Source organism: Pantoea sp. RIT-PI-b (assembly GCF_001187905.1).
Classification (GTDB): domain Bacteria; phylum Pseudomonadota; class Gammaproteobacteria; order Enterobacterales; family Enterobacteriaceae; genus Pantoea; species Pantoea nemavictus.
In genome coordinates, this window is the sequence record NZ_LGIS01000020.1 from 351,381 (window position 1) to 370,335 (window position 18,955).

General features: G+C 55.1%; 18 protein-coding genes. 12 read left to right on the plus strand and 6 right to left on the minus strand.

Annotation, left to right across the window (positions count from 1 at the left end; all coding sequences use genetic code 11):
• Positions 1 to 82 precede the first annotated feature (82 nt).
• From pspA to tyrR, 7 genes are all read left to right on the plus strand, one after another.
• Positions 83 to 748 (plus strand): phage shock protein PspA, encoded by a 666-nt coding sequence (gene pspA / locus AC790_RS14300; protein WP_007888082.1) that lies wholly within the window; start codon positions 83 to 85, stop codon positions 746 to 748.
• 64 nt (positions 749 to 812) lie between these two features.
• Positions 813 to 1,040 carry an envelope stress response membrane protein PspB gene (pspB, locus tag AC790_RS14305; protein ID WP_007888081.1) on the plus strand — a complete coding sequence of 76 codons (228 nt, stop codon included), beginning with the start codon at positions 813 to 815 and terminating at the stop codon, positions 1,038 to 1,040.
• Positions 1,037 to 1,384: an envelope stress response membrane protein PspC gene (gene pspC / locus AC790_RS14310; protein ID WP_049852208.1), complete on the plus strand. Its 348-nt coding sequence runs from the start codon at positions 1,037 to 1,039 to the stop codon at positions 1,382 to 1,384. The genes pspB and pspC overlap by 4 nt, the downstream gene beginning before the upstream one ends.
• Before the next feature lie 58 nt (positions 1,385 to 1,442).
• On the plus strand, positions 1,443 to 1,691 hold the full coding sequence (pspD, locus tag AC790_RS14315) for a phage shock protein PspD (protein WP_007888070.1): 249 nt from the start codon (positions 1,443 to 1,445) through the stop codon (positions 1,689 to 1,691).
• A complete protein-coding gene (locus AC790_RS14320) occupies positions 1,672 to 3,069 on the plus strand; it encodes a YcjX family protein (RefSeq protein WP_049852209.1) in 1,398 nt (465 codons plus the stop codon). The genes pspD and AC790_RS14320 overlap by 20 nt, the downstream gene beginning before the upstream one ends.
• On the plus strand, positions 3,066 to 4,139 hold the full coding sequence (locus tag AC790_RS14325; protein WP_049852210.1) for a YcjF family protein: 1,074 nt from the start codon (positions 3,066 to 3,068) through the stop codon (positions 4,137 to 4,139). The genes AC790_RS14320 and AC790_RS14325 overlap by 4 nt, the downstream gene beginning before the upstream one ends.
• A 213-nt stretch (positions 4,140 to 4,352) precedes the next feature.
• On the plus strand, positions 4,353 to 5,918 hold the full coding sequence (gene tyrR / locus AC790_RS14330) for a transcriptional regulator TyrR (RefSeq protein ID WP_049852211.1): 1,566 nt from the start codon (positions 4,353 to 4,355) through the stop codon (positions 5,916 to 5,918).
• An 81-nt stretch (positions 5,919 to 5,999) separates the two neighbouring features.
• Here the strand turns inward: tyrR and tpx are convergent, their stop codons facing one another.
• A complete protein-coding gene (gene tpx, locus AC790_RS14335) occupies positions 6,000 to 6,503 on the minus strand; it encodes a thiol peroxidase (protein WP_007888056.1) in 504 nt (167 codons plus the stop codon).
• Positions 6,504 to 6,659: 156 nt separating this feature from the next.
• Here tpx and ycjG point away from each other — a divergent pair, with 156 nt between their 5' ends.
• Positions 6,660 to 7,646 (plus strand): L-Ala-D/L-Glu epimerase, encoded by a 987-nt coding sequence (ycjG, locus tag AC790_RS14340; RefSeq protein WP_049852212.1) that lies wholly within the window; start codon positions 6,660 to 6,662, stop codon positions 7,644 to 7,646.
• On the opposite strand, the gene mpaA is transcribed toward ycjG, so the two are convergent.
• On the minus strand, positions 7,615 to 8,328 hold the full coding sequence (gene mpaA, locus AC790_RS14345; RefSeq protein WP_049852213.1) for a murein tripeptide amidase MpaA: 714 nt from the start codon (positions 8,326 to 8,328) through the stop codon (positions 7,615 to 7,617). The two genes, ycjG and mpaA, sit on opposite strands and share 32 nt — an antisense overlap.
• A gap of 210 nt (positions 8,329 to 8,538) precedes the next feature.
• Here mpaA and AC790_RS14350 point away from each other — a divergent pair, with 210 nt between their 5' ends.
• The 3 genes from AC790_RS14350 (at position 8,539) to AC790_RS25015 (ending at position 11,687) form a co-directional block, all read left to right on the plus strand.
• Positions 8,539 to 10,158, plus strand: a complete 1,620-nt coding sequence (locus tag AC790_RS14350) for an ABC transporter substrate-binding protein (protein ID WP_049852214.1) — start codon at positions 8,539 to 8,541, stop codon at positions 10,156 to 10,158.
• Positions 10,159 to 10,301: 143 nt separating this feature from the next.
• Positions 10,302 to 11,285, plus strand: a complete 984-nt coding sequence (gene zntB, locus AC790_RS14355; RefSeq protein ID WP_007888030.1) for a zinc transporter ZntB — start codon at positions 10,302 to 10,304, stop codon at positions 11,283 to 11,285.
• A gap of 255 nt (positions 11,286 to 11,540) precedes the next feature.
• Positions 11,541 to 11,687, plus strand: a complete 147-nt coding sequence (locus AC790_RS25015; RefSeq protein WP_007888028.1) for a hypothetical protein — start codon at positions 11,541 to 11,543, stop codon at positions 11,685 to 11,687.
• Between the two features lie 51 nt (positions 11,688 to 11,738).
• On the opposite strand, the gene ttcA is transcribed toward AC790_RS25015, so the two are convergent.
• From ttcA to AC790_RS14370, 3 genes are all read right to left on the minus strand, one after another.
• Complete coding sequence (gene ttcA / locus AC790_RS14360; protein ID WP_049852215.1) at positions 11,739 to 12,674, minus strand: tRNA 2-thiocytidine(32) synthetase TtcA; 936 nt, start codon at positions 12,672 to 12,674, stop codon at positions 11,739 to 11,741.
• A gap of 216 nt (positions 12,675 to 12,890) precedes the next feature.
• Positions 12,891 to 16,418, minus strand: coding sequence for a pyruvate:ferredoxin (flavodoxin) oxidoreductase (gene nifJ / locus AC790_RS14365; RefSeq protein ID WP_049852216.1), 3,528 nt, complete (start codon positions 16,416 to 16,418; stop codon positions 12,891 to 12,893).
• 138 nt (positions 16,419 to 16,556) lie between these two features.
• The gene (locus AC790_RS14370) at positions 16,557 to 17,213 is read right to left on the minus strand and encodes an MgtC/SapB family protein (protein WP_007888022.1); all 657 of its coding nucleotides are present in this window, start codon (positions 17,211 to 17,213) and stop codon (positions 16,557 to 16,559) included.
• 189 nt (positions 17,214 to 17,402) lie between these two features.
• On the opposite strand from AC790_RS14370, the gene AC790_RS14375 reads away from it, so the two are divergent.
• The gene (locus AC790_RS14375; protein WP_007888020.1) at positions 17,403 to 17,675 is read left to right on the plus strand and encodes a DUF333 domain-containing protein; all 273 of its coding nucleotides are present in this window, start codon (positions 17,403 to 17,405) and stop codon (positions 17,673 to 17,675) included.
• Between the two features lie 16 nt (positions 17,676 to 17,691).
• Here AC790_RS14375 and AC790_RS14380 read toward each other — a convergent pair whose 3' ends face one another.
• Positions 17,692 to 18,684, minus strand: coding sequence for a 2-hydroxyacid dehydrogenase (locus AC790_RS14380; protein ID WP_049852217.1), 993 nt, complete (start codon positions 18,682 to 18,684; stop codon positions 17,692 to 17,694).
• Between the last annotated feature and the right edge of the window lie 271 nt (positions 18,685 to 18,955).

Consider the following 18,955-nt stretch of genomic DNA (forward strand, 5'->3'; position numbering starts at 1 on the left):
CAGCCTATTAAAAGTTGGCACGCGAATTGTATTAGTGAAGGGCGCCTCGCGCACCTACATACAAAATTTGAGGAACATCATTATGGGTATTTTTTCTCGTTTCGCCGACATCGTGAACGCTAACATCAACTCTCTGCTGGAACGCGCCGAAGATCCGCAGAAACTGGTACGCCTGATGATTCAGGAAATGGAAGACACGCTGGTAGAAGTGCGCTCTACCTCTGCCCGTGCGCTGGCGGAAAAGAAACAGCTGGCACGCCGCATGGAGCAGGCTGAAATTCAGCAGGCCGAGTGGCAGGAAAAAGCCGAACTGGCGATTAATAAAGGTAAAGAAGATTTAGCGCGCGCGGCCTTAATTGAAAAGCAGAAGCTGACCGATTTAATCGCGGCCCTGCAGCAGGAATCGGCGCAAGTTGAAGAGACGCTTGAACGCATGAAAGGCGAGATTGGTGAGCTGGAGAAAAAACTCACTGAAACGCGGGCCCGTCAGCAGGCATTAACCTTGCGTCATCAGGCCGCATCCTCTTCACGCGATGTGCGTCGTCAGCTCGACAGCGGCAAGATTGATGATGCGATGGCGCGTTTTGAATCCTTCGAACGTCGTATCGATCACATGGAAGCCGAAGCGGAAAGTCAGCGCTTTGGTAAGCCGAAAGGTCTGGATCAGGAGTTCGCTGAACTGAAAGCCGATGATGAAATCAGCCAGCAGCTGGCCGCGCTGAAAGCCAAAATGAATCGCCCTGAGTGATCGCCACGGGTCTGGTAGCAGGCCCGAGTTAAAATGGTGTCAATGATTAAGGAGAGTCGAATTAATGAGCGCACTTTTTCTAGCCATACCTTTAACCATCTTCGTGCTTTTTGTGGCGCCGATCTGGTTATGGCTGCATTACAGCAACAAGCGCAACGGCGGCGCCGATTTGTCGTCGAGCGATTTGCAGCGTTTACAACAAATTACGCAGGATGCGCGCCGCATGCGTGAGCGTGTCGAAGCGCTGGAAGCCATTTTGGATGCCGAGCATCCGAACTGGAGGCAGCCATGATGAATGGACGTAAATTGTGGCGCATCCCACAACAGGGCAAAGTGCGCGGCGTCTGTGCCGGCGTGGCAGAATATCTCGACATTCCGGTACGCTTACTGCGGGTGATTGTGGTGCTGTCGCTCTTCCTTGGCTTATTTATGTTCACCATCGTTGCCTATTTTATTCTCGGTTTTGTGCTGGATGAGAAGCCCGCCGATGCCGCGGGTGAACGCACGCCGAGCGCACGGGAACTGCTCGACGAGCTGGAAGCCACGCTACACAGCGACGAACGTCACGTGCGTGAGATTGAACGCTATGTCACCTCGGAAACATTTAGCGTGCGTAGCCGCTTCCGCCAAATCTGATTTTTATCCCCGAGCCCGCTAATGGGCTCGCTTCTTCTACATTAAGGTAAGAGGCTCTATGCAAACTCAACGTTTTACTGCTCTGCGCCGTCGCGCGACACCTGCGTTGATGTCGGCGGGGAAATTTATCATCATTAGTGCAGTAACTTACGGGCCCGGCGGTATCGCTGGCTGGGCTGTTAAATCGGTGGCGCGCCGTCCGCTGCGCCTGTTGCTGGCGGCCGCCCTGGAACCGTTGCTGAGCAAAGCGTTTAAACGCTTGTCAGCACGATTCATCAGGGAGAACGATGAAAAGACTGCAAAATGAATTGCTGGCGCTGATGAACCGCGGTGTTGACCGCCATCTGCGCCTGGCCGTTACCGGCTTAAGCCGCAGCGGTAAAACCGCGTTTATCACCTCGCTGGTTAACCAACTGCTCAATGTGCACAGCGGCGCGCGTTTGCCGCTGTTTTCCGTGGTGCGCGAAGAACGCCTGCTTGGGGTGAAACGCGTACCGCAGCGCGAACTCGGTACGCCGCGTTTCACCTACGATGAAGGTCTGGCGCAGCTTTATGGCACACCGCCGATGTGGCCGACGCCCACCCGCGGCGTGAGCGAAATGCGCCTGGCGCTGCGCTATCGCCCGGATGAATCACTGCTGCGCCACTTCAAAGATACCGCCACGCTCTATCTCGAAATTGTCGATTATCCCGGCGAATGGCTGCTGGATCTGCCGATGCTGGCGCAGGATTATCTCAGCTGGTCACGGCAGATGGTTGGCTTATTGCAGGGCGATCGCGCCACCTGGTCTGCGCAATGGCGCAGCTTGTGTGCCGATCTCGATCCCTTTGCACCCGCCGATGAGAATCGTCTCGCCGCGATCGCCGCCGCCTGGACCGATTACCTGCATCAATGCAAAACCGAAGGGTTGCACTTTATCCAGCCGGGCCGCTTTGTGCTGCCGGGCGATATGGCGGGTGCGCCCGCGCTGCAGTTCTTCCCGTGGCCGCAGGTTGAAGAGATGCAGGTCAGCAAACTGGCGCAAGCCCCTGCCGGCAGCAACTTTGCTATGCTGCAGCAGCGCTTTAACTACTATTGCCAGCACGTGGTGAAAGGTTTCTATAAGAATCACTTCCTGCATTTTGATCGCCAAATCGTGCTGGTCGATTGCCTGCAGCCGCTCAATAGCGGACCGCAGGCGTTCAACGATATGCGCCTGGCGCTAACCCAGCTAATGCAGAGTTTCCATTACGGTCAGCGCACGCTGTTTCGCCGCCTGTTTTCGCCGGTCATCGATAAGTTGCTGTTTGCCGCCACCAAAGCCGATCACGTCACCTCCGATCAACACGCCAATATGGTCTCTCTGCTGCAGCAGCTGGTGCAGGACGCATGGCAGAACGCGGCGTTTGAAGGCATTAACATGGATTGCCTCGGCTTAGCGTCGGTACAAGCTACCGAAAGCGGGCTGGTTGATCATCGGGGTGAAAAGCTGCCTGCGCTGCGCGGCAATCGGCTGGCCGATGATGAAGCGCTGACTTTTTATCCCGGCGAAGTACCGCCGCGCTTGCCGGGGCACAGCTTCTGGCAGCAGCAGGGATTTCAGTTTGAACAGTTCCGGCCGCGGCAGCTGGATGTTGACCGCCCGCTGCCACACATTCGCATGGATGCCGCGCTGGAATTTTTACTGGGAGATAAATTGCGATGAGCGACGAAACACCTTTAAAAGGACGCATTGATTTTGCCCGTCCGCTGACGGTGGATGCGGAAAAACCGCTGCGCGCGGCACAAACCTTTAGTGCGGAAACGGACCATGCGTTTCTTGCCACCGCAGAAGCCGAGCCGCTGGAAGAGGGCGAAGGCGAAAAAGTGGTGGAAGCCGCGCTGCGTCCTAAACGCAGCCTGTGGCGTAAAATGGTGGGCGTTGGCCTCGCTATTTTCGCGGTTAGCGTGGTGGCGCAGGGCGCGCAAACGCTGCACGACGCCTGGATAGTGCGCGATTGGTTTACGCTGGGCACCGGTGTGGCCGGTACCTTGATTGTTGCGGCCGGTGCTGGCGCGCTGATTGGCGAATGGCGTCGCTTGTATCGTCTGCGCCAGCGTGCCGAAGAGCGCGATATTGGCCGCGAACTGCTGCACAGCCACGGCGTGGGGAAAGGCCGCGCATTTTGTGAAAAGCTGGCGCAGCAGGCACAGCTGGATCAGGCACATCCGGCGCTGCAACGCTGGCACGCGGCGCTGCATGAAACGCATAACGATCGCGAAATCGTCACGTTATATGCTCAGCTGGTGCAGCCGGTGCTGGATCGTCAGGCGCGGCGTGAAATCAGCCGTCATGCTGCAGAATCTACGCTGATGATCGCCGTCAGCCCGCTGGCGCTGGTGGATATGGCGTTTATCGCCTGGCGCAATCTGCGGCTGGTGAATCGCATCGCAGCAATTTATGGCATTGAGCTCGGCTACTTCAGCCGTATTCGCCTGTTCCGTTTAGTGCTGCTGAATATGGCGTTTGCCGGCGCATCGGAACTGGTGCGCGAAGTGGGCATGGATTGGATGTCGCAGGATCTCGCCGCGCGTCTCTCCACCCGTGCTGCGCAAGGGATTGGTGCCGGTTTACTGACCGCGCGGCTGGGCATTAAGGCGATGGAGTTGTGTCGGCCCTTGCCATGGCTGGAAGAGGATAAGCCGCGTCTCGGCGATTTCCGTCGCGAATTAATCGGTCAGCTGAAAGAATCCCTGGTAAAAAGTGGGGATAAAGCAGGGCAGGCTGCTAAATAATCACTCCTTGCTTACCTTTCACGCTATGGTTGGCGTGAAAGGTAAAATTATCTGTGTCTCAGCCTATATTCGGCGGGATTTTTGTTGGTCGCTCCGCTACACTTCTTCCTGTCACCTGCCTCTGGCTGTCAACTTTTCCTGACAGGCCTCTTCTGAGGCGCTGCAAGTTAGCGTATTATCACTAAAATCAAAACCTGACTAAGGCTCATCGCAATGCGTTTGGAAGTTTTCTGCCAGGACCGAATCGGTCTGGCGCGCGAGTTGCTCGACCTGCTGGTTGCCCGCAATATTGATCTGCGCGGCATCGAAATTGCGCCGCTCGGCCGCATTTACCTCAATTTTACCGCGCTGGAATTTGAACCTTTCAGCAATCTGATGGCAGAAATTCGCCGTACACCTGGCGTGACAGACGTTCGTACCGTTTCGTTTATGCCATCTGAACGTGAGCATCGTGCGCTGAGCGCGCTGCTGGTGGCGATGCCTGAACCGGTGTTGTCTATCGATCTGAAATGCAAGGTCGAGCTGGCTAACCCGGCAGCACAAAATCTGTTTACCCTCGATGAACAAAAACTGCGTAATCAAAACGTCGCAACCTTAATCACTGGTTTCAATTTTCAGCGCTGGCTGGAAAACGAGCGGGTTGACGCCCAGGCGCAGCACGTGGTGATTCAGGGGCGTGATTTTCTGATGGAGGCGCGGCCAATTTATCTGGCGGAAGAAGAGGGACAGAGCGATCTGCCCGTCGGGGCGATGATTACGCTGAAATCGACGGCGCGCATGGGTCGTCAGTTGCAGAACCTGACCGTCACCGACGAATCTGAATTCGATCACATCGTCGCCGTCACGCCAAAAATGCGTCAGGTAATCGATCAGGCGCGTAAGCTCGCGATGCACGATGCGCCGCTGCTGATCGTCGGCGATACCGGCACCGGTAAAGATATGCTGGCGCGTGCCTGTCATTTGCGCAGCGCACGCGGCAAAAAGCCGTTCCTGGCGTTGAACTGCGCCTCGTTGCCAGATGATGTGGCTGAGAGCGAGCTATTTGGTCACGCGGCGGGTGCTTATCCCAACGCGCTGGAAGGCAAGAAAGGTTTCTTTGAACAGGCCAATGGCGGCTCGGTGCTGCTGGATGAGATTGGCGAAATGTCGCCGCGGATGCAGACCAAACTGCTGCGCTTCCTCAACGACGGGACTTTCCGTCGCGTGGGTGAGGAGCATGAAGTCCACGTCGATGTACGTGTCATTTGTGCCACGCAGAAGAACCTGATTGAGCTGGTGCAACGCGGTGAGTTTCGTGAGGATCTATTCTATCGGCTGAACGTGCTGACGCTAAATCTACCACCGCTACGCGAACGTCCGCTGGATATTTTGCCGCTGACCGAAATGTTCGTCGCCCGCTTTGCGGATGAGCAAGGGTTGCCGCGTCCGCGCCTGTCATCGCAGCTAACGCCGTTCCTCACGCGTTATAACTGGCCGGGCAATGTGCGTCAGTTGAAAAATGCGCTGTACCGCGCGCTGACGCAGCTGGAAGGATACGAATTAGGGCCGCAAGATATCGTGCTGCCTGAGCAGGCACTTGATGTGTCGTTGGGAGAAGAGGCGATGGAGGGGTCGCTGGACGATATCACCAGCCGTTTTGAACGTTCGGTGTTGACCCGTTTGTATCTCTCTTACCCCAGCACGCGCAAGCTGGCGAAGCGTCTTGGCGTATCGCATACCGCGATTGCCAATAAGTTGCGTGAGTATGGCCTGGGGCAGAAACGAAGCGAGAGTGAATAACGCATAGAGTTACTGATCTAAACCTATGCGCCTCAAATAAACGCCGCCTTTTTAAGGCGGCGTTGTTATTTTGGCAGCCATTTACTTCAGTGCAGCCAGCGCCGCATCGTAGTTAGGCTCTTCAGTGATTTCGTTCACCAGCTCGCTGTAAATCACTTTATCGTTTTCATCCAGCACCACCACGGCACGTGCGGTCAGGCCTTTCAGCGGACCATCCGCAATCGCCACGCCATAATCTTCCTTGAATTCAGCACCGCGCAGTGAAGAGAGCGTGATGACGTTGCTCACGTTCTCAGCGCCGCAGAAGCGTGACTGGGCAAAAGGCAGATCCGAAGAGATACACAGCACCACGGTATTGTCCGCTTCACCTGAACGCTCGTTGAACTTGCGCACCGAGGCCGCGCATACGCCAGTATCAATGCTGGGGAAAATGTTCAGAACTTTGCGTTTGCCTGCATACTTAGAAAGGGATACGTCACCAAGATCTTTAGCGACAAGGCTGAACGGTTTAGCCTGCTCGCCAACTTGCGGGAAGTGACCTGCAACTGGCACCGGATTGCCCTGGAAGTGAACATTCTGAGACATACGATTTCCTTTTTTAACGACGGTGGAAGTCTGACTTTAGCAGCGTCAGATTAGATATAGCGCTAATTTATGACATAATTTTTAAGGGTTTACGAGCGCCTTTCCTGGCGATAATCGAGCCGGCTCGCAATTATGTTGCGGTTCTAAGGAGAAATAATGAGAACAGTAAAGAGTTATCCGGAAGCCTGGCCGTTGCATTCGCCGTTTGTTATTTCACGAGGCAGTCGCACCGAAGCGCATGTCGTGGTAGTGGAAATTGAGCAGGATGGCGTGAAAGGTGTGGGTGAAGCGACACCTTACGCGCGCTACGGTGAAAGCGAAGAGTCGGTGCTGCAACAAATTGCTTCGCAGCTGAGCGCGCTACAGGATGGTATGACGCGTGAAGCGTTGCAGCAGGCATTACCGGCCGGTGCGGCGCGCAATGCCATCGACTGTGCATTGTGGGATTTAGTGCGTCAGCAGCAGGGGAAAAGCCTGGTGGATTTGTGCGATGTCGCGTTGGCTAATGAAATCGTCACCGCGCATACCATCAGTATCGACACGCCAGATGCGATGGCCAGCAGTGCACAGGCGCTATGGCAGCATGGCGCGCGCTTGTTGAAGATTAAAATGGATGACCATCTGATCAGCGAACGTCTGGTGGCCATTCGCAGCGCGGTACCGCAGGCCACGCTGATCGTTGATGCCAATGAATCCTGGCATGCCGAAGGACTGGCGGCGCGTTGTCAGCTGCTGGCCGATCTCGACGTGGCGATGCTTGAGCAGCCACTTCCGGCGGCGCAGGATGCCGCGCTGGGCAACTTTATTCATCCGCTACCGATCTGTGCAGATGAGAGCTGTCATACGCGTGAAAGCCTGACCCAGCTTCAAGGGCGCTATGAAATGGTGAATATCAAACTGGATAAAACGGGCGGCTTAACTGAAGCGCTGGCGTTAGCGGATGCGGCGCAGCAGCAGGGTTTTGCCATCATGCTCGGCTGCATGCTATGTACTTCGCGGGCGATTCGCGCGGCGTTACCGCTGACAACCCGGGCGAAATTTGCCGATCTCGACGGTCCAACCTGGCTGGCTGCTGATGTTGAACCGTCGCTGCATTTCTCTCACGGCGTACTCAAACCGCGGGCTGCCAGCGCAGCAGATTGATCATCGCTTCCAGATAAACCTCGGTGGCTTCATCCACCGAAATCGGCGGCATCTCGGCGGTAATGCATAACAGACCGAGATCATCGCACCAGCTACCAAACGAGCCTGGCGTAGCATAACCCACGCTGCTGACGACCGGCAGCGCCGTTTGCTGCGCCAGCCACTGCGCTAAATCACTGTGATGTGGATCGTCGATACAAGCCAGCGGCTCATGCCAGGAGACCACCCAATGCGGCTTTATTTGGTGAATCAGCTGACATAGCGCGCGGGTTTCAGGTTCTGACGAAGGGCTGCTACCGGTTGATAGCACCACATCACGCTCATCGGCTTCGCTGTTCCAGCGATAAACCGTATCGCCGCTCTGCCAGTTAGCAGCGGGGAAATTACGATTGAGATCGACACCGTTAGCGTTAGCGCGCAGCCCCAGCTGACAGCCATCTGGATTCACAGCCAGAATGACGTGATGACGACGCAGAGCATCGGGTAAAGTGCGCATCGCGCCGGATAAGGTGGCAATAGCGGCATTCTCATCACCGTGTGTGCCGGCAATGATGAGGCCGCTTTCTGCATCCGTCGCGGGTGCAGGGAACCACAGCAGCGGGGCGCCCAGCACCGATTGCCCGTATTGCTGCCAGACAGCGTCCAGCTTGCCGCGTAGCGGACGTGGATGGTATGACGACATGACGTTCCTCATTGAGATGCTTCCAAACGCAGCCAAAAGCTTTCTGGCGCTCAAAGTAAAAATGTGACCGATAATCCAGCCTCAACATAACGGTAAACAGCGCGTGGGGAAATAGCTATATATCAATCAGCAATTTGCGATAAAGTGCCGAAAGTTACTGGCGACATCCTTTGTTTAGCAGTCGCCATTTTTTCGCGTAAAGGAGTGGTGATGAATCTAACGTTTCGCATGACGCTGGCGGCCTTAATCGTAACCAGCGCAGTCTCACCCGCATTCGCCGCCAACGTTCCGTCGGGCGCCCAATTGGCCAGCACGCAGGAAATTGTTCGGCATATTAAAGATGAACCCGCTTCGCTCGATCCAATGAAGGCGGTCGGCCTGCCGGAAATTCAGGTGATGCGCGATCTGTTCGAAGGGCTAACCAATCAGGATGCGCATGGCAAAATCGTGCCCGGCGTCGCGCAGAGCTGGAGCAGCAGCGATAACAAAACGTGGGTCTTTACCCTGCGCAAAGACGCGCGCTGGTCAAATGGCGAACCGGTGACCGCGCAGGATTTTGTCTACAGTTGGCAGCGTTTAGTTGATCCAAAAAACAGTTCTCCGTTTGCCTGGTTTGCCGCGCTGAGCGGCATTGAGAATGCTGATGCGATCACTAAAGGGCAGATGAGCGCCGATAAGCTCGGCGTGTCCGCAATAGACGCCACCCAGCTTAAGGTGACGCTGTCACGTCCTGTGCCATGGTTCCCAAGTATGGTCGCTAATGCAGCAATGTATCCCGTGCCGAAAAAAGTGATTGAAAAAGAGGGGGATAGCTGGACTTCTCCCGGCAAGCTAGTTGGCAACGGCGCCTATCAACTGCAAGATCGGGTGGTGAATGAAAAAATTGTGCTGGTACGTAACAGCCATTATTGGGATGACAAAGCTTCAGTGCTGACCAAGGTCACTTTTATTCCCATTAACGAAGAGTCCAGCGCGACCAAACGTTATCGCGCCAACGATATCGATATCACCGAATCCTTCCCGAAAAACATGTACGCGCTGCTGAAAAAAGAGTTGCCGGGCCAGGTTTATACGCCGGATCAGCTCGGTACCTATTACTACGCGTTTAACACCGAGAAAGGGCCGACCGCTGATGTGCGCGTGCGTAAGGCGCTGTCGTGGAGCATCGATCGCCGCATCATCGCGGAGAAAGTATTGGGCACCGGTGAAAAACCGGCCTGGCATTTCACGCCGGATGTCACCGCTGGCTTTACGCCGCTGAAAAGCTATCTGCAGCAGCATAGCCAGCAGGAACTGAATGCGCAGGCCAAAGCCCTGCTGACCGCCGCGGGTTATGGGCCGGGCAAGCCATTGCACCTGACGTTGTTGTACAACACGTCAGAGAGCCATCAGAAAATCGCTATCGCGGTGGCGTCAATGTGGAAGAAGAATCTCGGCGTTGATGTCACCTTGCAAAATCAGGAGTGGAAAACCTATATCGACAGTCGTAACAGCGGCAGTTTTGATGTGATCCGTGCTTCATGGGTTGGCGATTACAACGAACCGTCTACCTTCCTCAGCCTGCTAACCTCCAGCCATAGCGGTAATATCGCGCGTTTCCGCAGTGCCGATTATGATGCGGTGATCACCAAAGCCAGCACCGAAACCAGCGTCGCGGCGCGTAACACCGATTACAACAAAGCCGAACAGATTATTGCCGATCAGGCCCCGATCGCGCCGATCTACCAATATACTAACGGACGCCTGATCAAGCCGTGGGTGAAAGGGTATCCGATCACTAATCCGGAAGACGTGGCTTACAGCCGCGAAATGTGGATTGAGAAGCACTAAATCGCCCGGTCGGCATTAACGTCAACCCTACCCATCGGGCGATCAGGATGATCGCCTGTCATCTTTGCTCACAGCCTGATGATTGCAACTGGTCTGCGCCACGCTAGACTGTATCGTATTGATTTTGATAGCGAGGCGAGTTCGTGAACGTCATTGAAGGTAAAGCACTACAAGTATCCGATGCCATTGTGTCCTGTCAGCTTGATGGCACCGGTGGCATGATCCCCATCGACGATAAAGACGTGATCAACTGCGAACGTCCCTGCTGGTTACACCTCAATTACACTCAACGGCAAAGTGCGGAATGGCTGCAAAACACGCCGCTGATTCCCGATTCCGTGCGCGATGCGCTGGCCGGCGACAGCATGCGGCCTCGCGTTACGCGCCTTGGCGATGGCTTTATGATTGTGCTGCGCAGCGTGAACCACAACGCCGATTCGCGCCCCGATCAACTGGTGGCGATGCGCGTGTTTATCAACGACAAGCTGATTGTGTCGACGCGCCGCCGCAAAGTGTATGCAATTGACGCGGTACTGACCGATCTGCAAAACGGCAATGGACCGGTTGATGGTGGCAGTTGGCTGGTTGATGTGTGTGATGCGTTGACCGATCACGCCAGCGAATTTATCGAAGAGATGCACGATAAAATTATCGAGCTGGAAGATGCGCTGATGAACCAGGAAGTGCCGGCGCGCGGTGACCTTGCGCTGCTGCGCAAGCAACTGATTGTTATGCGCCGCTATATGGCACCACAGCGTGATGTCTACGCGCGGCTGGCTATCGAAAAAATGGCGTGGATGAACGATGACGATCGCCGTCGTATGCAAGAAGTTGCGGACCGATTGGGCCGCGGACTCGACGATCTCAACGCAGGCGTAGCGCGTACCTCAATTCTGGCGGATGAAGTCGCTTCGATTCTCGCGGAGTCAATGAACCGCCGCACGTACACCATGTCGCTGATGGCGATGATTTTCCTGCCCGCTACGTTTCTGACTGGGCTATTTGGCGTCAATTTAGGTGGCATTCCCGGCGGTAACTGGGCGCTTGGCTTTACCGCGTTCTGCGTACTGCTTTTGGTGATGGTGGCGGGCGTGGCGATATGGCTGAAACGGCGTAAATGGTTGTAGGGCAGAAAAGCGGAATAAACCTGATCGATATCAATATCCCGCCAGGTCAATCGGGGCAAACTCTTTCCCGCAGGTGAATGCAACGTCAAGCGATGGGCGTTGCGCTCCATATTGTCTTACTTCCTTTTTTGAATTACTGCATAGCACATTTGATTCGTACGACGCCGGCCTATCCGCCGGCTTTTTTTTGCCCGCTTGGCTTGCTCGCGCATCCTTTCCTATGCTTACAGGACATTCAGCAACAAGGAGAAGGGCATGCAACCGATTACTGCCAGCGAACCGATTCCTACCGATCCACCGCCAATTCCTGAACCGATTCCACAACCGCAACCGATTCCACCCGCACAGCCGCCTTACGACCCCGAATTTCCACCGATTCAAGATCCGCCACCGCACCGCTAATAAAAAAGGCGCGTAGCCAAAGCGACGCGCCTTTCGTTACATCAATGACGATTATTTAATTTCCAGCACATCAAGGCGCACGCTGAGATTAGGCGCATCTTCCTCTTCTGGCTGCCAGCCCGCAGGCTGCACCGGCAGGCTTTCACGGTCGAAGGCCAAATCGCCGCCGTCGACGACCGCATCACCGTGTTTAATACCTTTGAAATCAAACAGATTTATGTCCGCCATGTGTGATGGCACCACATTTTGCATCGCGGTGAACATGGTTTCGATGCGGCCAGGATAGCGTTTATCCCAGTCACGCAGCATATCAGCCACCACCTGACGCTGCAGGTTCGGCTGCGAACCACACAGGTTGCAGGGGATGATTGGGAAGTGACGCGCTTCGGCAAAACGAATGATGTCTTTCTCGCGGCAATAAGCCAGCGGACGGATCACGATATGTTTGCCATCATCGCTCATCAGTTTCGGCGGCATGCCTTTCATTTTTCCGCCATAAAACATGTTCAGGAACATCGTCTGGAGGATGTCATCACGATGGTGTCCAAGGGCGATTTTGGTACATCCCAGTTCGCTCGCAGTGCGATACAGAATGCCGCGGCGCAGGCGTGAACAGAGCGAACAGGTGGTTTTGCCTTCGGGAATTTTATCTTTAACGATGGAATAGGTGTCTTCGTTAACAATGTGGTACTCAACGCCCAGCTCATCCAGATAGGCCGGCAGAATATGCTCGGGGAAGCCAGGCTGTTTCTGGTCGAGATTCACCGCCACCAGCGAGAAGTTCACCGGCGCGCTCTGCTGCAAATTGCGCAGGATTTCCAGCATGGTGTAGCTGTCTTTACCGCCAGACAGACAAACCATGATGCGATCGCCTTCTTCAATCATATTGAAGTCGGCAATGGCTTCACCCACGTTGCGACGCAAACGCTTCTGCAGCTTGTTGAGGTTGTACTGTTCTTTCTTTGTTACTTCTTGATTTTCTGACATTATTTTCACGCTTGAGAGTGAAGGCGAGGGCCGTTAGCGGCTGAAGCAATCTTCAACGGCAATAAACCCTATAAACATGACTGCGTATGGTACGGATTGCGGGCGCGAATGCTAGCCTCAAGTGATCTCTTTTATGCGCAGAGAGCAATGCACTGGTAAATCTTATATCCTGTTGAACCCGCAAAAAGCCCGGCCTCGGTTGCCGGGCTTGTTCATTTAGTCACTTCTCTCGCTTTTCCCTGCCAATTCCGCCAGGCGTTGATAACGCTGATTAGCGGCCTCTGTCGCATCCTGCCACAGCTGCGAGGCCTCTTCGGGGCGCTGGGTTTGTAACTGGCGGAAGCGCTGTTCGTTCATTAATGCCTGTTCCAGTTCTGAAGTCGGTGGACGCGAATCCAGCGCCAGCGCAGCTTTACCTTGCTGCGCCCGGCGCGGGTCGAAGCGATACAGTGGCCAGAAACCGCTGGTGGTGAGCAAGCGCATCTGCTCGTGGCTGTAGGCCAGGTCGTAGCCATGCTCTTCACACGGGCTGTATGCGATGATCAGCGACGGACCTGGCCAGGCTTCCGCTTCCTGAATGGCTTTTACCGTTTGGTTGAGCTGCGCGCCGAGAGAGATCTGCGCCACGTACACATGGCCGTACAGCAGCGTAGACATGCCGAGATCTTTCCGTGCCTTGCGTTTACCTTGCTCACCAAACTTGGTCACCGCACCCAGCGGTGTCGCTTTTGATGCCTGACCGCCGGTGTTGGAGTAGCACTGCGTATCCAGCACCAGCACATTGACGTTTTCGCTCAGGCTCATTACGTGATCGAGGCCGCCGTAGCCGATATCGTAAGCCCAGCCGTCGCCACCAATCAGCCAGACCGATTTCTCAACCAGGGCATCGGCAGCCTCAGTTAATGCTTGGGCTGCGGGCTGTGACGAAGCGGCAAGCAGGGCGCGCAGTTGGGCTATCTGCTCACGTCGCTGCGATATGGTGACATTGTCACTTTTAAGTTCATCCACTAATGTGGCGGGCAATTGTGGCGCGCATTGGTCGAGCAAGCGCAGTGCGCGCTGTTTCTGTTGATCGACACTCAAGCGGAACCCCAAACCAAACTCGGCGTTATCTTCAAACAGCGAGTTCGCCCACGCCGGACCGCGCCCATCCGCGTTGGTGGTATAAGGCGTCGAAGGCAAATTGCCGCCATAAATCGAAGAGCAACCGGTGGCATTAGCAATTAATAAGCGATCGCCGTACAGCTGCGTCAGTAACTTGATATACGGCGTTTCGCCGCAGCCAGAACAGGCGCCAGAATATTCAAACAGCGGCGTAATCAGCTGCGAAGTACGGATATCAATACGTTCCAGCTGTTCAGCGGTGATCTCCGGCAGCGCGAGGAAGGCCGCATAGTTGGCCTTCTCAGTTTCAACATGTTCCAGCCGCGATTGCATATTGATGGCTTTGATTTCCGGATGCTGACGGTCGCTGGCCGGGCACACTTCCACGCACAGATTACAGCCGGTGCAATCTTCCGGTGCCACCTGCAAGACATACTTCTGCCCACGCATATCGCGTGATTTCACATCCAGTGAGGCCAGCGTAGCAGGCGCATCTACCAAGGCTTCTGGGGCGACAACTTTGGCGCGAATGGCGGAATGCGGACAAGCTGCGACACAATGGTTGCACTGCGTACAGAGATCGGGCTGCCAGATGGGCACCGCTTCGGCAATATTGCGCTTTTCCCACTGCGTGGTGCCAACGGGCCAGGTGCCGTCGGGCGGCAGCGCCGAGACCGGTAGTTTGTCGCCGAGACCGGCTAACATCGCCGCGGTGACGGTTTTGACGAAATCCGGTGCGCTATCCGCTACCACCGGCGGGCGGTGTGGGCTGCGATTGTCAACCGGCTGCAGCGCTACCGCCTGCAGTGCCTGTTGCGCCATCGCCAGCGCCTGCCAGTTACGCTGCACCAGCGCTTCGCCTTTACTGCTGTAGCTGCGCGCAATCGCGTTTTGTAGTTCAGTCAGCGCGCTATCGCCCGGCAGAATCTGCGTCAGCTGGAAAAAGGCCATCTGCATCACGGTGTTGATGCGAGCGCCCAACTGACATTCGCGCGCGATGCGCGCTGCATTGATCACAAAGAAGCGCGCCTGTTTGTCGTTAAGCTGGCTCTGCACCTCCTGCGGCAGGCGCGCCCACACTTCATCAGCAGCGTAAGGCGTATTGAGCAGGAAAATCCCGCCAGGCTTAAGCTGATCGAGCATCGAATATTTATCGATAAACTGCAGTTGGTGACAGCCGATGATGTCGGCCTGCTGAATCAAATAGGCGGACTGGATCGGATGTTCGCTGACGCGCAGATGGGAAACCGTCAGCCCGCCGGCTTTTTTCGAATCGTAGACGAAATAGCCCTGCACGTGCCACGGCGTAGCGTTGCCGATAATCTTGAGATTGTTTTTGCTGGCGCTAACACTACCGTCGCTGCCCAAACCGTAAAACAGCGCTTCCAGCCGCGCGCGGTTGGGCACGATGTTGGCTTCCATCGGCAGTGAAAGGTGGGTGACATCGTCGTAAATCCCCACGGTAAAGCGCGCCGGTGGCAGATCGCGCTGCAGCGCGCGAAACACTGCCAATACCGCATCGGGCGCGAACTCTTTCGACGACAAACCATAGCGACCACCAATCACTTTCGGCAGCGATGTCCGCTCGCCGCGACTAAAGGCCTCAGCTAACGCAGTCATCACATCCAGGAACAGCGGTTCCCCTAGCGCGCCCGGCTCTTTGGTGCGATCAAGCACCGCAATGCGCTGCGCGCTTACAGGAATCATCTGCAACAAATGCGTTGCCGAGAATGGGCGATACAAGCGTACTTTTACCAATCCCACTTTTTCGCCACGCTGTTGCATCTCATCAATCGCTTCTTCAGCGGTGCCACAGCCGGATCCCATCATAATGATCACGCGTTCGGCTTGCGGATGGCCGTAAAACTCAAACGGCTGATAGCAGCGTCCGGTATTTTCGCCAAAGGCTGCCATCGCGGCTTCAACGTGTCGGGTGCAATCGTCGTACCAGCGGTTGGTGGCTTCGCGAGACTGGAAATAGGTATCAGGATTGGCGGAGGTTCCGCGAATGGTCGGACGATCCGGCGTGAGCGCACGGGCACGATGAGCGGTAATTGCTTCGCCAGGCATCAGCGCCTGCAAGGTTTCATCGCTGATCGGTACAATCTTGTTGATCTCGTGCGAGGTGCGGAAGCCATCGAAGAAGTGAATAAAGGGAATACGGCTATTCAGTGAAGCGATTTGCGCGATCAAGGCAAAATCCTGCGCTTCCTGCACGCTGGATGCACAGAGTTGGGCGCAGCCGGTTTGGCGCACCGCCATCACATCGGAGTGATCGCCAAAAATCGACAGCGCGTGGGTCGCCACGGTACGCGCCGCTACGTGCAACACAAACGGCGTCAATTGCCCGGCCAGTTTGTAGAGCGTGGGGATCATCAATAACAATCCCTGCGACGACGTAAAGGTGGTGGAGAGCGCACCGGTTTGCAGCGCGCCATGCACGGTGGCAATCGCGCCACCTTCCGACTGCATCTCAATCACGCGCGGCACGTCGCCCCAGATATTACGGCGGCCTTCACCTGACCAGCTATCTGCCAGTTCAGCCATCGTTGAACTGGGCGTGATGGGGTATATGGCAATGACTTCGCTGGTGCGGAAGGCGACCGACGCCACCGCACCGTTACCGTCGACGGTAATCATAAATCGTCCTTTGCTACGCTGAGAAACCCGCAAAATTTACGGGGGTTATCAGTTCAGTTTAGCAAAGCACCATGATGTGACTTTCTCATCAGTGTGCAAGCGGGATGCCAGCGCACAAGCTTCTAAAATTGATGATTTTTACATCATCTCCAGCGATTGAACGCCTTTGATTTCCATCACTTTGTCATAAATATTGTGCATCGGCGTGCGCCGTGACAATGTCACCTCAACGCTTAATTCGCACAAGCCATTCTCCTCGTCACGATTAACGACGGCGATATGCCCGTAACGCACGTTCTCGCGCTGTAGCACCAGTAAGACAATCGGCACGCTTTTCGGTTTGAGATGCACCAGCAATGTATGATGACGGCCAATCAGCCAGTGGCTAATGCGACGAAAGGTTTCCAGCACTACCAGCGCCAGCACGGTGCCATAAATGCCGATTTCGTACATGCCGCTACCGATCACCAATCCAATTGCCGCCGTCACCCATAAGCCAGCGGCTGTAGTAAGGCCTTTCACTACCTGTTTTTGAATAATGATGGTACCCGCGCCGAGGAAGCCCATGCCGCTGACGACCTGCGCTGCAATACGGCTGGGATCGAGCGCCACATGATCGCTAACTAACATATCGGCGAAGCCGTATTTCGACACCAGCATAAACATGGCGCTGCCGATGCCGACCAAAATGTGGGTGCGCAGACCGGCTTCTTTAGCGCGTAGCTGGCGTTCCAGGCCAATCAGACCGCCGAGAATTCCGGCTAAAGCAATACGGATTAGCATATCCGTCAACATTGTTCTCTCCTTAGTTATTGATAATTGGGCAAGTAGCAGCGAGAAACGGGTGGAAATATCCCAATCAGGATAATTCTGCTTGCAAAGCATGGAAGAAAATTTTGTAAAAAGCTGTGTCTCCCCTCGATCCCTTGCCACGCCTGACATATGCTGGTGCGACTTTTTCGCTCAATCCCCGGAGCCCCATCGATGAAAGCCGCACTTTTTCTGCTGGCCGGAGCCACATTGTTACTTTCTGCCTGCAGCAGCAATAGTGATAATGAACCGCCGCAACAAGCCACTGCCGCACACGTATCACCGCGCGTTGTGATGTCATCTATGGCTGAAGTGAATTGCAGTAATGCCGGGGGCTCGCTGGCGTTTTCACGTCAGTTAGATGGTTCACGCATAGGCATGTGTCAGTTGGCCAATGGTCGTCGTTGTGACGAACAGGCGCTGATGGGTGGAAGCTGCGCCCGCTAAGGCAGGCGCAGGATAATTACGCGGTGACCAGATTCGGGCTGATTTCACCCCGTTCCAGCTGCTGCAAATTGCCGAGTGTGGTTTCTGAAATCGCCGTTAGCGCTTCGGCAGTCAGAAATGCCTGATGGCCGGTAAACAGTACGTTGTGACAGGCGGACAGGCGGCGGAACACATCGTCCTGAATCACGTCATTTGATTTGTCTTCAAAGAACAGGTCGCGTTCGTTTTCATACACATCCATTCCCAATGAACCAATCTTTTGTTGCTTGAGCGCATCAATCGCCGCCTGCGAGTCGATTAATCCGCCGCGGCTGGTGTTGATGATCATCACGCCGTCTTTCATTTGGCTGAACGCCTGGGCATTCAGCAGATGATGGTTTTCCGGCGTCAGCGGGCAGTGCAGCGTAATCACATCGGCTTCAGCAAACAGCGTTTTCAAATCGACGTATTCCGCACCCAGTTCCAGCGCGGCCTGGCTTGGATAAGGATCGAACGCCAGTAAGCGCATGCCAAATCCCTTCAGGATACGCATCGTGGCCACGCCGATTTTGCCGGTGCCAACGATGCCTGCGGTTTTGTTGTGCATGTTGAAGCCGGTTAAGCCATCCAGTGAAAAGTTGGCGTCACGCGTACGTTGATAGGCGCGGTGAATGCGACGATTCAACGTCATCATCAGACCAACCGCATGCTCGGCCACCGCTTCCGGTGAATAAGCCGGTACCCGTACCACGTTTAAGCCCAGTTCTTTCGCCGCCGCCAGATCGACATTATTAAAACCGGCGCAGCGCAGCGCGATGTGCTTAACACCTAACACCGCTAACTCTTCCAGCACCTCTTTGCTGGCATCATCGTTTACGAAAATGCACACCGCATCGCAGCCGGCGGCATTTTTCGCCGTGGCGGGCGTGAGCAGGAAGTCAAAAAACTGCAGCTCAAATCCAAAGCTGGCATTGACGTGTTCGAGGTATTTCTGGTCGTAATGCTTGGTGCTGTAAACCGCAACTTTCATTGTTTCGCTCCTGAAAAATGCAACGTCGGTATCCTCACAGGATAACGTTTTTCGCGGCATTTTGCTGTTCTTCAGCCAGACTAAGCAGCTAACGCCTTCATTTGTGAGATATAACATGCCATCATTAAATCCGTCATAATTCGAACGTCAGGAGCGTTGGTGGCGTGTGTTCACCCCAATCTCTTACTGCAGTAAGCTCCTGGGGATTCACCCACTTGCCGCCTTCCTGTCATTCGAATTATTTAGGACTTATTTAAAGGGATAGTTAGCT